Origin of the sequence: Chitinophaga sp. YR627 (assembly GCF_900114995.1) — a bacterium.
Taxonomy (GTDB): Bacteria; Bacteroidota; Bacteroidia; order Chitinophagales; family Chitinophagaceae; genus Chitinophaga.
The window spans coordinates 531,057-546,265 of sequence record NZ_FOUX01000002.1; the positions used below are offsets into that span (position 1 = coordinate 531,057).

Annotated in this window: 12 protein-coding genes; 1 reads left to right on the forward strand and 11 read right to left on the reverse strand. The window is 45.2% G+C overall.

Translation table 11 applies throughout. The annotated features are described in order from the left end of the window. The 5 genes from BMZ72_RS10875 to BMZ72_RS10895 form a co-directional block, all read right to left on the reverse strand. The gene (locus BMZ72_RS10875; RefSeq protein WP_143087665.1) at window positions 1–888 is read right to left on the reverse strand and encodes a hypothetical protein; all 888 of its coding nucleotides are present in this window, start codon (window positions 886–888) and stop codon (window positions 1–3) included. An 87-nt stretch (window positions 889–975) separates the two neighbouring features. Beyond that, window positions 976–2,352 carry a DUF5458 family protein gene (locus BMZ72_RS10880; RefSeq protein WP_089808128.1) on the reverse strand — a complete coding sequence of 459 codons (1,377 nt, stop codon included), beginning with the start codon at window positions 2,350–2,352 and terminating at the stop codon, window positions 976–978. Window positions 2,353–2,539: 187 nt separating this feature from the next. Beyond that, on the reverse strand, window positions 2,540–2,986 hold the full coding sequence (locus BMZ72_RS10885) for a hypothetical protein (protein ID WP_012789968.1): 447 nt from the start codon (window positions 2,984–2,986) through the stop codon (window positions 2,540–2,542). 56 nt (window positions 2,987–3,042) lie between these two features. Next, window positions 3,043–5,493 carry an AAA family ATPase gene (locus BMZ72_RS10890; RefSeq protein ID WP_089808130.1) on the reverse strand — a complete coding sequence of 817 codons (2,451 nt, stop codon included), beginning with the start codon at window positions 5,491–5,493 and terminating at the stop codon, window positions 3,043–3,045. 517 nt (window positions 5,494–6,010) lie between these two features. Beyond that, window positions 6,011–6,865, reverse strand: coding sequence for a bifunctional helix-turn-helix domain-containing protein/methylated-DNA--[protein]-cysteine S-methyltransferase (locus BMZ72_RS10895; RefSeq protein ID WP_089808132.1), 855 nt, complete (start codon window positions 6,863–6,865; stop codon window positions 6,011–6,013). Between the two features lie 106 nt (window positions 6,866–6,971). Between BMZ72_RS10895 and BMZ72_RS10900 the strand changes: the two genes are divergently transcribed. Beyond that, window positions 6,972–7,904, forward strand: a complete 933-nt coding sequence (locus BMZ72_RS10900) for a helix-turn-helix domain-containing protein (RefSeq protein ID WP_089808134.1) — start codon at window positions 6,972–6,974, stop codon at window positions 7,902–7,904. 104 nt (window positions 7,905–8,008) lie between these two features. On the opposite strand, the gene BMZ72_RS10905 is transcribed toward BMZ72_RS10900, so the two are convergent. From BMZ72_RS10905 to BMZ72_RS10935, 6 genes are all read right to left on the reverse strand, one after another. After that, entirely contained in the window at window positions 8,009–8,581 is a 573-nt protein-coding gene (locus BMZ72_RS10905; protein ID WP_089808136.1) for a hypothetical protein, read from the reverse strand. Between the two features lie 390 nt (window positions 8,582–8,971). Beyond that, window positions 8,972–11,089 carry a multicopper oxidase domain-containing protein gene (locus tag BMZ72_RS10915; protein WP_089808140.1) on the reverse strand — a complete coding sequence of 706 codons (2,118 nt, stop codon included), beginning with the start codon at window positions 11,087–11,089 and terminating at the stop codon, window positions 8,972–8,974. Window positions 11,090–11,116: 27 nt separating this feature from the next. Beyond that, window positions 11,117–11,599 carry a DUF3347 domain-containing protein gene (locus BMZ72_RS10920; protein WP_089808142.1) on the reverse strand — a complete coding sequence of 161 codons (483 nt, stop codon included), beginning with the start codon at window positions 11,597–11,599 and terminating at the stop codon, window positions 11,117–11,119. A 75-nt stretch (window positions 11,600–11,674) separates the two neighbouring features. Next, window positions 11,675–12,094 (reverse strand): hypothetical protein, encoded by a 420-nt coding sequence (locus tag BMZ72_RS10925; RefSeq protein ID WP_143087666.1) that lies wholly within the window; start codon window positions 12,092–12,094, stop codon window positions 11,675–11,677. Between the two features lie 603 nt (window positions 12,095–12,697). Continuing rightward, window positions 12,698–13,663, reverse strand: coding sequence for an MBL fold metallo-hydrolase (locus tag BMZ72_RS10930; RefSeq protein ID WP_089808146.1), 966 nt, complete (start codon window positions 13,661–13,663; stop codon window positions 12,698–12,700). A gap of 74 nt (window positions 13,664–13,737) precedes the next feature. Next, window positions 13,738–15,159 carry an RtcB family protein gene (locus BMZ72_RS10935; protein ID WP_255373177.1) on the reverse strand — a complete coding sequence of 474 codons (1,422 nt, stop codon included), beginning with the start codon at window positions 15,157–15,159 and terminating at the stop codon, window positions 13,738–13,740. Window positions 15,160–15,209: the final 50 nt, after the last annotated feature.

Here is a 15,209-nt window from a genome sequence, read left to right on the forward strand (position 1 = left end):
TTATTTACTGATCATATATTTTGGTAAAGCGCTGGCAGGTGTGTATAACACGATCTGGTTCTTATTCGCCTTATTATACATCACCAGGATAATTTCATCATTCTTTTTAAAATCACGGGCAGCCGCTACAAATACAATACTCTCATCTGCTTTTCCTGCGATGGCCTCTGTACCTTTTCGGTATAATACCGGCATCGTAAATAGTGATGCGGTATCCTGTTTCGTTTTATGCATCAGCGACACTTTACTGATCACAAATGGTTCACCTGAACGGTTCCTGACATGATAACTGAAATAAACCAGGTTGTTCAGGCTCATCGCCTGTGAATACGTCAATGTGATACCATCAGCAGTTGTTTCATATTGATGACCGCCTTTACGTTGTTTACGAAAATCTTCTGCAATATTGCCCACAGTAACAGTATCGATCCCTGCGGCCACGGCCGGATCTTCCTGTGCTGTTTCTTCGGCTTCGTTGCTGTCCCCCGTTGTTGCGGCAGTACCACCGCTGCTACCGGCGCCAGTACCTGTGCTGCCGGTATTTTTAGCTGATCCGCTGGCAGAAAGGGTATATTTCAACCTCGATAATTCTGCTCTTTCACGGAAAGCCAGTATCATGTAATGTATATTATCTCCTTCACGGATCACCAGGTTGGTGGGCTTTGGATTAGCCACTACCGGCCGGATAAATACAACATTACCGTCTACAATGCGATAATCATAGTCTGCGTTCTTGCCATCTCCAATCTGAAAAGTGGTAATTGCGGATCCACAGGTAATAAGGGTGACAGCGCCTTTAGTTGTAATAATGCTATCTGTCTGTGACTGTCCCAGTGCATTGCACCATGACAATAAAAAACAGAAGGCGCCTGCTAAGACATACTTCATCTGATAATCTTTTCCTTTCCTGAAATTTTTTAGTGATGAAAACAGTGGGCTGACCATCCTTCATGATCAGCCCTTGCTGTTTTAATATTATGCTTTATCCTGTTCATATTCAGTATCCCATTCTGTCGCATCTTCCCCTTTATGTCCTTCCATTTTGATCAGGAAGTTTTTAGCCGGGAAGTACGGTTTCAGGTGAATATTGAGGTGGATACGATCTTTTTGTATAGGATCCTGTTCGAATCTGCGTACGTTAAAGTCCTCTATCAGCTTATCGGGACCGGTAATGCTGTCAAGGAACCGTATGATCTGTTTCATCAGGTCTTTACGGGTGTTGGCATTGAAGTTTTCAAATGCACGACGGTTCAGGAAGTCCATCAGTACCTTGGTCACGTAGTCGAATACACGTACTACGGAGTAGGTCTGCAGACCGATATTATCACCGTTGAACAAGGTCTTCGCACTAAAGGCCATTACCTTGCCGTATTCTTTTACCATAGGGATCAGACCCATTTTCTCCAGACCCGCAATTTCGCTCTTCTTCAGTTCAAATTTCACACCGTCTACTTCATTCATACCACCGAATTTCTTACCGGCGGTCACCTGTGACATCAGTGTTTTATATACTTTACCTGCCAGTGCGCCTGATGGTGGTACATACAGATTATCCTGTTCGTTGATCTCATCAAACTTACCACGGCCTACCAGCCAGTTACAGGTCATCATCACATTCGACCGGTGTACTTCACCGCCGGTGAGATTAGCCAGTTCAAACATTTCCATCACATCATCCGGTGCATCCAGGTGAGAGAAATCTGTGATGAGCATCGTCTTATTTTCATAAGCGATCTTCGCCCATTTTTCCAGTACCTTGTTTGAACCAAGATAGCCCGGAATAACCAGCAGACTATAGTTATCACGCAGATCCAGCCGATCGTAGTTACTCACCAGTTCCTGGTGGATGGCATCGATGAAACGGGTGTTGTCCAGGTCTTTCAGCTGGTCCTGTTCCACGTTGATAAAGGCTACATTCTTTACCTTATCTGACTCTGTATTTTTGAAGAACAGGGCTACGTTACGGTAAGACTGTTCAAGTTCACGGGTCGCTTCTACCGCTTCTCCCAGGTTATTATTCAATACGCGCTCTGACTGTTCTGAATGTTCTGTACAGAAGCTCACCATATCAGGCAGGTCCTGTGCTTCTGTCAGTACTTTCTCCCAGAGTTCAAGTGTTTTTTTCAGCTTATCGCGTTCACCTTTCTTGGTGTTTTCTGTAAGAAATATATTACGACGTGCTTTACGATCGGGGTTAAGGTTCTGTACACCTTCGATCGCACCTTCCAGGAGATCAAAGCCACCAAATTTTGCGAGTATATCTATATTCTCCTGTAGAGAAGCTGCGGTTTGCTGGGAGGGGGCATTCTGCAGCTGATCCTGCTGCTCCTGCTGTTTTTGTAATTCAGCCATAAGACTTGTTCAATTAGGAATTAGGAATTAAGAATTAAGAATTGGGTCTTACATGTTTCAATTAAGAATTAGTGGGCTTAATATGCTCTGAGTATTGACTGCCGGATAACAAATGCATCAGGCTTTATACTCTAATTCTTAATTATTAATTGTTAATTCTTAATTCTGGGATGATTTCTTTCTTCAATCATTTCTTTTCAAGATCAGCCACTAATGACCTTATCGATTCCAGGAGTGCCTGTCGGGCAGCAGGATCGGCAAGGGCTGCTTTCAGCACCTTATTTGTTTTGAGATGTTTCATGATCTTCAGGTACTGTTCTTTTTCTGTGGCCAGGTTGTCGAGGAATGTACTCTGAGCGGTAATTCCTTTAATACCGAAGTCGCCCAGGTTGTGGAATTCCAGGTTTTCCGGAACAGTACGTCCTTCTGCATCATGGAACAACATGTTTACAGCCGGTTTGTAATGTTCAAATACTCCTTCTACAGTGGTAAGTCCCTGCACGATTTCCGGTTTAACAGGCGTTTGCTGGGTCAACTTTTCAGCAAACAGGGTCCGGTTATGAGAGATCTCAACAATGGCTTCATTGGCGTCGAGTTTCACCTCATTACCACCAATCCCGTAATTGTCATTCATATCAATTGGTTTTTACAACAATAAATGTTCTATGGTTCTTCTGTCAGTTCGCCTGATCATCCCTGCGCGCTGGTTTGCCATTGTAGCTCACCCTGAGCGTCAATATCCAGTTTAACGGTCGTATGGGGTTGCAGACTTCCTTCTATGATCATCCGTGACAAGGGCTTTCTCAGTCTGCTCCGGATCACTTCTTTCAATGGACGTGCGCCATATAACGGCGAATACCCTTCTGCTGCCAGCTTTTCTCTTGCGGCGACAGAAACGTCGAGGGCTATTTGCTGCTGCGTTAATAACTGCAACAGATGTTTCAGGTGGATATCAAATATCTTCACGACATTTTCCTGCTGAATGGGGCCAAATGGAACGATCTCTGTCAGCCTGCCCAGAAATTCGGGTCTGAAATTTCTGGCCATGATCTCCATCAGTTGCTGTGAAGCGGGGATCACTCCCTGTCTGAATGACTGGGCGATCACATCACTACCGATGTTGGAAGTAAACAGGATCAGGGCATTTGAAAAATCACCGGTTTTACCCAGGCGGTCATGCAATTTGCCCTCGTCCATTATCTGGAGGAAAATATCAAATACTGATGGATGCGCTTTTTCTATTTCGTCAAATAATACTACGGCATAAGGTTGCTGGCGGATCTTGTTTACCAGCAGTCCCCCTTCTTCATATCCCACGTAGCCCGGCGGAGCGCCATATAGTAATGCCGCCGAGTGTTCTTCTTTAAATTCGGACATGTCAAATCTGATCATGCACCGTTCATCCTGGAACAAGAAGTCTGCCAAAGATTTCGCTAATTCCGTTTTCCCGGTTCCGGTCGGTCCCAGGAAGAAAAATGAGCCTATTGGCTGTCCTGGTCTGCTGAGACCGGAACGGGATTCCAGAATGGCTTCGGAAACGGTCTTAAGCGCATGATCCTGCCCTACCACTCTCTTCCGCAATTCGAGGTCCATATTCACCAGCCGTTCGCGTTCACCCGACTGGATCTTACCCAATGGAATACCGGTACTTTCTGCGATCATCGTAGCCAGGTCGGTGCCTGTCACGGCAACATGCTGTGTTTCCACCAGTGGTTCCAGCTGGGAAATAATATCGAGTAAGGCCGTTTTCAGGGCTGCTTCATTTTCAATTTTGTAGATGTCCTGCTGTGGCTGCAGCCGTGTTGTGACCAGCGCACTATAACGCTGCATACATTGCTGGTACCACCAAAGCAGTTCCTCCCGCGTATCTCCTGCCGCTTCCAGTTTTCCTTTGAGATCATCGAGGGTGATCTTTCCGGTGTCCTGTGTCGTACGTATGGCAGCCAGTGTGCGGTCCAGCAGGTTCACGGCGCTGTCCGGCAAACTTCTTTCCTTCAGATAACGGCGTGAGAGTTTAATTGCTTCACCGATCACTTCCGGTGCTACTTTCAGGTTGTAATAGCTTTCATAATCGGGCATTACTGCCTGGATCATACGGGCTGCGGTCGATTCATCCGGTTCTGCCAGTTGTACCACTTCAAAACAATGACGCAGCAGTCCATCCGGCTCTATGAGTTTACGGAAACCTTCCGGGGTACTGGTCGCAATGAGCGTGATATCTTCCTTGTTCATAGCCGCTTTCAGCACATTACCGATACCTCCTGCTGATCCTGGTTGTTTATCCAGGAGGGTATGCAGATTGTCAATGAACAGTACGTGGCGACCAGCTTCCTGCAATTGCGCCATGATCTGCTGCAACCTGTCTTCCAGTTCATTTTTATATGCAGCACCCGCTATGAATGCACCGTAATCCAGGGCATAGAGATCGGTCTGCTGTAATTGCAAAGGCGCCTGTTTTTGCACAATGGCTCTTGCCAGCGCATCCGCCAGAGCGGTTTTACCCACGCCGCCTTCTCCGGTGATAAGAATACTGGAGCGTCCTTTACGGGTCAGTATTTCCATCATCGTACGCACTTCCGCATCGCGGCCTGCCAGCGCATGTTTCGTCTGAAGACGCTGCGGATCGGTGAGCTTATAAATATATTTCTGCGCGACGCTTTTACCCGTGACGATGGTCGTCTTTGGTGCTACGCCGTTACTCTCTTTTTTATTGAAATGCGAAAGCAATTGTGCCCGCTGTAACGGGAATGTTTTCAGTTGCTCGAAAGAGAAACCTACACCCGGCGTACTGATGGCCACCAGCACACACCAGGCGTCTGCTGCATCCAGATCATATTCCAGTCTTACGGCATCTGCTTCCTGCAACACATTCGCTGCATATTCGTCTGGTTCCGGCTCTTCCGGTAAACGACCTGCTTTGGGTACACTATCCAGTCTTACCTCTGCCCATTCTTCGAGATAATAAGTATCGATGTCCATTGCCTGTAGCTGCGGCGTCAATCCGACTTCCTTGTGCAGACATGCCAGCAATAAGTGGGCAGGCGTATAATTAGCATGGTGATGTTCTTTGGCCAGTGCCTGTGCAATGCGAATAGCAGATTGCACCTCAGGAGCATATATGGTATATGTAGTCAGGGTCATTTGGGCGTTCCAAGGTTTTTCAGTTAACAGTTTAAAGGGTTAAATATTACATGGTCTGTAACACAAATGTAATATCGGGTTTTTATTAATTGAAGTAAAGATACTGCTAAAATGTATATGAAATATTTATTACGCTGGACGGGTAGATACTACAGCGCCGGAGATGAGGTGGAGATAAGGTGGACTTGATCAGTATATATAATTGTTCTTCAATCATTTAGAACTTACGCAAAATAGACATTTTAACGGCATTCCTACAGCAGTGTGGATGCTCTTTTTATGGCCATCGGAGACCATCAACAACGACAAAAGAAGGATTAAAATTATCCCTTATTTGTAAGTATTAGGGTATATAGGTGTAACAGGGAATAGTTATAAAAATGTGAATGTCCCTTCCAATATTTTACCAGTTCTTCGATGTATCTCCGTATTACACCGCTATTACGCCGTTATTTCTACGCTCATGAGCGTAGCGGTAACGGCATAATAACGGCGCAATAGCGGTGTAATGGGACTTTCAGAGCGAGTCGAACGAAGCACTCTTTGCTGCTTCCCAACCAATCATGGCCATTTTTCGGGTACCTCCCCAATGATATTCACCAAATTCACCATTTGACCTTATCACACGGTGGCAGGGAATAAGAAAAGCAACCGGATTATTCCCGATAGCGGTACCTACTGCCTGATAGGCCCGGTCAGCTTTCGCTGCCATCGCTACCTTTCCATAAGTAGAAAGATCGCCCATGGGAATCTGTAAAAGTGCTTCCCAGACCTTTAACTGAAATGGGGTACCTTTCAGGTGCAGTTTTACTTTTCCCAGTGTACTCCAGTCCTGGGTAAAAAAGTACAGTGCATTTTGCTGGATCATATCCAGTACCTGGGTATAGCGGGCGTTAGGAAACTGTTCCTGTAACTCCCGGAAGGCCTGATCCCGGTTTTCTCCAAATGCGAGGTAACAGAGTCCCTTGGGAGTAGCCGCCAGAATAAGGGGCCCAAACGGGCTTTCTGCAAAACTGTAATTAATGGATAAAGCCTCTCCCCCGTTTTTGTACTCTCCCGGTGTCATACCTTCAATTTTCATAAAAAGATCATGTAATCTGCCGGTACCTGAGAGGCCGGTTTCGATGGCGGTATCAAAAAGGGAAGTTTGTTTCTCTTTTAACAGCGTCTTGGCGTATTCTACGCTGAGATACTGAGTGAATTTCTTCGGACTTACCCCTGCCCACTCCGTAAACATACGTTGAAAATGGTACGGGCTGAGGTAAACATTTTCCGCAATTTCCTCCAGGGAAGGCTGTTTTCTGAAGTTCTCCTTCACATACTCAATCGCCCTGGCGATACGCTCATAATCAGTTAGTTCCTGTGTAGTCATATCTATTTCATTTACAATACAAAAGTAGCTATTCGCTTTTATGACTTAAACCCGGTTCTTGCGGAGTTCTTTACACTGATTTTTACCGTAATTTTGCACCCTGATTATGAACACGAACCTGCCAATATTCGATATACCGTCCACGATACGTTATTATCTGTCACTTGACAAACCGGTGACACAAAGTTTCGGGATGGATAAATACGATGAGCTGCTTCACCCTGACAATTTTGCTGTACTGAGCAACGAGGGAAGCGTAAAAAGTGGCCCGCCTATCAGGACTGACCACTATGCAATTATTTTATGTATCCGTGGCACCTGCCAGAAAACGATTGGCGCCTTTACTTTTGATGTAGGCCCGCAATCCCTGCACATCGTATCACCAAAACATACTACCTCATTTGACAATGCTTCTGACGACCTGCTGTTATACATGGTCATGTTCAAGAAGGAATTTATCACCGATAGTTTTATCAAGCAAAGTGCGCTTGATCCGCTGATCGATCTGAATCCTTCCTGCGCACCGGTATACACCTTGTCAGACATTCATTTCCAGAAAACAAAACAGCTGTTCGAAAGAATAGACCGCGAGTACCGGGAAGGTAGTCCTTTTTTCCTGCAGATCGTACGCCTGCAGGTAGTAGAACTACTGTATGAAGTGAACCGTGCATTTGAGAAATGCCAGGAGAGCAGACCGAATCATCAGTTAACAAGACAGTATTCCACTTTCATCAATTTCCGTGATATGGTGGAGGAGCATTTTCTGGATAAACGAACGGTACAGGAGTATGCGGATATGTTACATATTTCTGCCAAACATCTGAGTGAGATCGTTAAACAGGAAACCGGTAAAAATGCCTTACAGGTCATTCACAGCCGGCTGTATCTGGAAGCGAAATTATTGCTGACCACTTCTTCTCTCAGTGTAAAGGAAATTTCGGATCAGCTGAACTTTGATACCAGTTCACATTTCAGTCGTTTCTTTAAAAAGTTTGCCGACGAAAATCCTTCTGATTTCAAGAAGTTATCTGTCGCTTAATATTATCTATCCATCGCATAAAAAACAATGGGGCCTCCCAAAAGGGAGGCCCTACTTCATTTGATTATAAACCCCTTAAACAATTATGTCCTATCTTACTGTACTTATTTCAAGCCAAATGTGTAAGCAACTCTCAAACCTATCAGATTAGCAGCATCGCCACCATCTACAAATTTTGAATTGCCGTCGAATTTAACACCAGCATCGAGATAATTTCCTTTACCCAGTGGAATCAGATAACCGATCTGTGGGCTATAGGTGAATGCTGCTGTTTTGTTGCCAATCGGACCGTTGGTGATAAAGTTCACACCGGCCTGGCCCTGTACATACAGATTATTGCGCTGGAAGGGATAATACCTTAACCCTGCTTTTACGGGAATCCACTGCAAATCATCCAGACCAGGGATATCATCAGCGAATACATTTGCAAATCCTGCATTCAGGTTTACATATAAAGTCTTCTTGATGATAGCATAATCTGCCTGTACGGAACCGCCTAAGGACCATTTATAATAGTCACTGAAACTTCCAACCGGTATTCCTGCCTCCGGACCAACACTCAGAGAGAATGATGGTCTCTGTGAATCACTATTTCCTTTCGTTTGTGCCTTTACGCCTACTGCTACTGCTAATAATAATGCTAATGTAGTTACGCCAGTCTTAATTGTCTTTTTCATCGTCTTTCGTTTTAAATCTTTTTCTGTTAATCTTATATTCTGTTGCTATTCGTCTTTTGTTGATTCTTTTATATCGCAGCTGCTGTATAAATCTGATGACACAAAAGTAGATCGTAATCAGTTGCTGGTCAATGCCAATTTCACGGAAAAAATAGCCAATTTCTCCGATGGCAAGTTTTTCTTTAGACAAGCCGAAAAATTGGTTTCTTAAACCGAAATATTGGTTTTTCATATAACCTTTCGAGGTGCTACATTTGTGTCACGAAACACGAAAAAAATAATTACAGTAATAAACAGTTGTAGGTTTAGGTAGAAACGGGTGTAATCATACACCCGTTCGTTTTTTTATATACCCTGTAACTTATCCGGCAGAAAGAAATGCGCTACTTATCAATAGGTGATCGTAATACCGGCGCCCAGTCCCATATCGCTGTCGTAGTGTGTAGAGAAAGAAAAATACTTCGTCATAATATATCTGAAACCGGCCATGTACTCTTTATCCGTATTCACCATAAAATTGAAGCGTAATCTGCGGGTCACAGGCACATCTTCCCTGCTTAACTGAAAGCGTAATCTGCCATCCGTATCAACAGATGCATCTGCAACGATCAGCATCGGTAAAGTATACTCCAGACCTGCATGCAATACATTACGGCGATTCTTTGTACTGACCTGTCCGAACAGATTCTTCTCCGGTTCATGCATACGCCGGTAACGCATATCCCATCCTATATAAGGGAACAACCATTGCATCTGTCCGATATAACGTCCGAAATGGCTTTCCGTTTCATACCCATTCTCACCATTATAACCTGCGCGCCATTCCGTCTGAAAGCGGTAACGTGTATTGGCAAATAAGATCTCTCCATCACTGCTGTTACTTTCCAGACCGATCCTCGCAGCAGAATGAATTTTTCTGTCATCTGCATAGATCTTTCTGATCGCTTTTTTCGGATCAGGAATTTCCGGATTGGGCGGAGAATCCTGGTAACTGAAAATACGTCCCATACCACTCATCATGTGATAGAGAATATGACAGTGGAAAAACCAGTCACCACTTTCTGTAGCGGCAAATTCCAGTGTATCTGTCTCCATCGGCATTATATCCAGCGTGTTCTTTAACGGAGAATATTCACCCTGTCCATTCAGCACACGAAAGAAATGCCCATGCAGGTGCATCGGGTGACGCATCATCGTACCATTGTACAACACGATGCGTATATTCTCTCCCTTTTTTATAAGGATCTTATCTGATTCAGAGACTGTTTTATTATTGATCGTCCATACATAACGATTCATATTACCTGTCAGATTGAAATGCAGCTCCTTTACAGGCCCTTCCGGCAGCGTTGTCTTTACAGGCGATCTTAACATCGCGTAGTTTAACGTAACACCCGGATCTTCCGGATACATCACCGCATTCATATCCATCTGCTGCAAACTCATAGACATATCCATATCATCCATCTGACCGTTCATCTTCATCATGCCGTTCATCATCTTCATGCCTTCAAAATATTTGAGGCGTGGCAATGGTGCTGCTTTTTGCTGCGGACCTTCGCCCAGAAAAACGGAAGTAGAACGGGTACGGTCTTCTGCTGTGGAAAGGAATTCATAACTGCTGTCCGCAGGAATATCCACTTCCACATCATACGTCTCTGCAACACCGATGATAAGACGATCTACTACTACAGGTTCCACATCCATACCATCATTGGCAACAACGGTAATTTTTCCACCAGCATATTTCAGCCAGAAATAAGTGGAAGAACTACCGTTTACGACGCGCAGTCTTACCTTATCTCCTTTTTTGAATTGAGGCTGTACCTCTACCGGTTTACCATTACTGAACAAATAATCATAGTATACATCACTCACATCCATGGCCATCATGCGTTTCCACTCATTGGTCACTTTAGTGGAAAAATGACCGGTTCTGATCGCTTCCGCATAACTCTGTACACTGTTCTTTCTTACCCCATACCAGTCGGTCGCCATATGCAATGAACGATCTACCTGAACAGGATTTTCATTGGTCCAGTCACTCAGCAGCAAGGTATGTTCCTGCTGATCAGGTGCATTTCTTTTTTTGATGATAAAGGCGCCATACATACCACTCTGTTCCTGGAACATGGTGTGAGAATGGTACCAGTAGGTACCATTCTGCACAAGCGGAAATTTATAGAGATGCGTTTCTCCGGCCTTAATAGGTGCAGTCGTGAGATAGGAGACACCATCATAGCGATTGGGCAGTATCAGCCCATGCCAGTGTACGGATGTTTCCATATCCATTTTATTATGCACATAGATCTCGGCGGTATCACCTTCTGTAAAGGTTAATACGGGCGCAGGAATCCCACCATTGATCACCATTGCATGGATCATTTTACCATGACTATGGATCATGGAATCTGAGACATACAGGTCATAACGAACGGTGCGGGGCGCCTGGGAGAAAGCAAAGTAATATGACAGCAATACGATCACTGTTAACAGAAAACGTTTCATGTTGAATACTTGTGCGTGTTCTGTTAATTATTTCAGCGTCTCTGTTACTTTTCCGCAGGTAAGCATCTGCTTGCCGTAGTAAGGATTTTTTACCGCAGCTTCATTGCTCAGCCAGTAGCTTTTCTGCATAGGGCAGTACTGCTGGTATACCGGTGTATCGGAAAGCCTGGTGGCTTTGGCCAGTGTGAAGAAATTACTGGAGAAAGATTTGAACTGTTCGCGTTGTTTGTTCAGGTCTGTGGTGGCAGCAATAGCGCTGGCATCCGCAGTAAGTTTCTCCTGCAAAGGCATAAATGCTTCATGTTCTGCTGCTGATAATGCGTGCATATCTACGCTACTGATCGCTTTTACGAATTCGGCGGCTTTTGCATTTGCAGTCGTAGCATCACTGCTCACCAGTGCATTCTTTACATCGAAGTAAAGTGATAACAATTTAGATAAAGCAGGATTTGCAGCTTGTGCAGAGAAAGTAGCTAATAATATAGTGGTTGCGATGATAAGACTTTTCATTGTAATCTGATTTAGTGTTTGAAGAATAGAAAATTGTTTGCCTTAGTAGTAAGGCAGCTGATCATTCAAACAAAATCAAATCTGAAAAGATTGAATTGACACCCGGATATCAATGGGGGGCGGGTGCTGATGAAGTATAACATATCTGTGTGGAGCTGCGGACCAGGATACCGGAGGAACGGACAGCCATCTCACGGGAAAAAGCACGGCCTGTAATGGCAGCCACTTGATCTCATCGTGATGGGACTGGGTTTTGTCCAGCAGTTCAAATCGGATCATACCGTCTCCACAGCAACGGTGTGAGGATTTCTTTGGCGCATGATCCATTTGATGCTTTCCATGCATATCGTGCATGTCATGCATCTGATGCGTATCATGATGCCTCTCTGTCCAGAGACCTGACTCCAGTGCGCAGGCAAAACCTACCGCCGTATTCATCAGAAATACGATCAGTAGCAAAAGCGCCCGAAATGATATAGTCGTCCTGGACTTCATGTGAAGACAAAGATAGGCTCCCAAAGCGGAAGCTTTGTTATATAATTTCAAGCGCCTGTTATATAATTTATGGCCGTTGTTACCTTTTGAGCAGGGCGGCTGCCATCAATAAGAAGGCTACTATCAGCAGGGCATGTGCTGTTTCCCGGTTTTCGGCGTTCTGTACGATTAGCTGTTTGATTCTGGTCATTTTGAAGGATAGTATTATAAATTTTTATGGAGGCGCGGCTGCTGCTTTACGGGTTGTATCGATCTGGAAATATCCGTATTTATACGCAGCATCTTCCGCAGTATTACGCTTACTTAACTGGTTCTCTTATAGTAATTTGCATACTCATCGGACAGGAATTTCACTTTCGCAGGTTTCGCTCCGTTCACATGGAGCGGAACTTGTAAAGTGGAATAGTGACGAGCGTTACAAAATATAACGCAACCAATATAGGATTATTATTATTTGAAACAAAGTTATAATATCAACATAGGTGTAATCGTTTCTCTTTCAACAGGCCATGTGCCAAACCCCATCCTTAATTAATAAAATAGCTCCCGCCATCGACGGGAGCTATTTTCATTTATGCTCAGGCATTTATATACAACTGATTATTAGCTATATCTCTTTTTTGCTTCACTGGCCAGCAATGCGCCTATCCCCACCAGGGCCAGTACGGCGGCAGTACGGAGCAGGGTTTTGCGGGTATTGGAGGCAGGGATGTACTCTACCCCGCTGATACCTGCAACAGCAGGATCTCCCGTATAACGTCCATGAGCCGGTACAGCATCCTGGCGAAAGTTGTCTGCCAGTTCCTGTAATGCGGCGAGGGCCTCTCCTTCCATGATATGTCCATGACCGGTAGCTACGATGGAAGGCTGCAAGGCAGCCAGTGACTGCACTGATTTCTCCGCAGCGGCCCAGTCGTATGTAAAGTAGCGGGGAGGACCAGACAGCTTTCTTTCCTGTTTCAGGACAGAAAACAATGATTCCTGACGGGTAGTTACAAAGGCATCTCCGGCTAACAGTACACCGTCATGTTCCCTGTACAGGCTGATATGCCCGGGAGCATGGCCCGGGGTATGGATATATTTCCATTCTTTGAGTCCGGGAACGTTACCCTGTTCGGGTAAGAGGAGTAATCTTCCTCCAAGGTCAATGGGGCCTTTCGGGAACAAAAAGGAGAGCCAGGTAAACAATCCACCGCCTGCTGTCGGATCAGGTGGCGGATAAGCAGAGCGTCCTGTCAGATAAGGCGCTTCCAGATAGTGCGCATATACCGGTACATCCCATTCATCAGCCAGCTGCTTTACAGCGCCGATATGGTCGAAATGGCCGTGTGTCAGAATAATAGCTGCGGGAGTGGCCTGGGGCCAGAATAATTCCCTTGACACCTTCCTGATCCTTGCAGCCGCACCAGGCAGACCTGTATCGATCAGTACCCAGTGGTTGGTGGAAGGATCGTGTACAAAGTAAACATTGACAATCTTATCGCGTACGCCCCATACGCCGGGAGCTACAGAAAACCAATCATGTTCTGCACATGCTTTAATTTTAACCAGTGCTTGTTGCTTTTTCATACTTGTTGGAATTAACATGAACACTGTCTTCTCTCTCTCAAAACTCATGCTCAGTCCAACAAGCCCAGCCGTAATTAGTCTTCTTTGCTCCCGTCATCAGCCATTCTCACCATTTTTGGGGTGAATTTCGCCACCACATCTACCAGGTCTTTCTGCGCATTCATCACCACATTGATGTCCTTATACGCCATAGGCGCTTCATCCAGACCTGCACCGATCAATGTCACATTATTGGCCTGCAGGATCGCTTTCATATCCTGGTGACTGATATTCTTAGTTGCCTGTGTACGGCTCATCTGACGTCCTGCGCCATGAGAAGCGGAATTAATCGCCAGGTCTTCTCCTTTACCTCTCACCAGGAATCCCGGTGCGGTCATAGAACCCGGAATGATCCCCATTACACCTTTACCGGCAGGCGTAGCCCCTTTACGGTGTACGATCACTTCTTCCCCATTCCAGCTCTCTTTCCAGGCGAAGTTATGGTGGTTTTCCACTTTTGCCAGGAGCTGTCCGCCAATAGCTTTCGCCATTTTCTCATGGATCACTTCATGACATGCAGAAGCATAATCACCTGCCAGATTCATTGCCAGCCAGTATTCCTGACCAGCTTCGCTGTTCATATCCAGATAAGCCAGGTTTGCGGCGTCTTTTGGCAGTTTACAGATATCTTTAGCGATACGGGTATAATGACCTGCCAGTGTCGCACCCAGTCCTCTTGATCCGGAATGTGACAATAATGCCAGGTATCTGCCTGCTGCAATGTTCAGTGGTTTATCTGCTTCAGAGAATTCAATGATACCCCATTCCACGAAGTGGTTACCACCTCCGGAAGAACCTAACTGCGCCCATGCCTTATCACGCAGGTTCTTCACCAGCTGATTCATGTTAAACTCGTTACGGTCTAATACTGCATGGTCTACACGCTCGCTCTGACCAAAGCCATGTCCTGCACCAAAACGGGTATGTGCAATCAGTTCTCTTTTATAAAAATCGGGATTTTCAAAATAATGGTTCTCCGGAATATCGAAGATGGACAGGGCCATACGGCAACCGATATCCACACCTACACCGTAAGGGATCACGGCATTTTTCGCAGCCAGTACACCACCTATCGGCAGACCGTAACCCTGATGCGCATCCGGCATCAAAGCACCCGCTACTGTAACAGGCAAACGCATGGCAATATTCATTTGCTTAACAGCTCCTTCGTCAATATGCTCCTGACCATATACTGCAAATTCCTTTGCAGTTTCACGCAGTTCGATTGTTTCATCTTTTGGCGCGCTGGCTTCTTCAATGATCTTAGTCGCCAGGTCTTCCAGTATCTCATGATCCAGGTATAACTCCGGTTTTTCCGCCAATGCTTTCATCATAGACAGGACCATATCACGATCTGCGTCCTGGTAATTCTTTTCCAGTACCTGCAGTGCAAGGCCCAATATTTTTCCCTCAGTAAAACCGATAGCTAACAGATCGTTACCATTAATCCTGTTCATATGCATTTGTTATTGGTTATAATAATAATGCAATATTCAGGACTATGTGC

Excerpts from the sequence above, each read along its gene's own strand:
- BMZ72_RS10930 (WP_089808146.1), bottom strand. The coding sequence starts at position 13,663 with ATGAAAAAGCAACAAGCACTGGTTAAAATTAAAGCATGTGCAGAACAT.
- BMZ72_RS10880 (WP_089808128.1), bottom strand. The coding sequence starts at position 2,352 with ATGGCTGAATTACAAAAACAGCAGGAGCAGCAGGATCAGCTGCAGAAT.
- BMZ72_RS10935 (WP_255373177.1), bottom strand. The coding sequence starts at position 15,159 with ATGAACAGGATTAATGGTAACGATCTGTTAGCTATCGGTTTTACTGAG.
- BMZ72_RS10915 (WP_089808140.1), bottom strand. The coding sequence starts at position 11,089 with ATGAAACGTTTTCTGTTAACAGTGATCGTATTGCTGTCATATTACTTT.
- BMZ72_RS10885 (WP_012789968.1), bottom strand. The coding sequence starts at position 2,986 with ATGAATGACAATTACGGGATTGGTGGTAATGAGGTGAAACTCGACGCC.
- BMZ72_RS10890 (WP_089808130.1), bottom strand. The coding sequence starts at position 5,493 with ATGACCCTGACTACATATACCATATATGCTCCTGAGGTGCAATCTGCT.
- BMZ72_RS10920 (WP_089808142.1), bottom strand. The coding sequence starts at position 11,599 with ATGAAAAGTCTTATCATCGCAACCACTATATTATTAGCTACTTTCTCT.
- BMZ72_RS10900 (WP_089808134.1), top strand. The coding sequence starts at position 6,972 with ATGAACACGAACCTGCCAATATTCGATATACCGTCCACGATACGTTAT.
- BMZ72_RS10895 (WP_089808132.1), bottom strand. The coding sequence starts at position 6,865 with ATGACTACACAGGAACTAACTGATTATGAGCGTATCGCCAGGGCGATT.
- BMZ72_RS10905 (WP_089808136.1), bottom strand. The coding sequence starts at position 8,581 with ATGAAAAAGACAATTAAGACTGGCGTAACTACATTAGCATTATTATTA.
- BMZ72_RS10925 (WP_143087666.1), bottom strand. The coding sequence starts at position 12,094 with ATGAAGTCCAGGACGACTATATCATTTCGGGCGCTTTTGCTACTGATC.
- BMZ72_RS10875 (WP_143087665.1), bottom strand. The coding sequence starts at position 888 with ATGAAGTATGTCTTAGCAGGCGCCTTCTGTTTTTTATTGTCATGGTGC.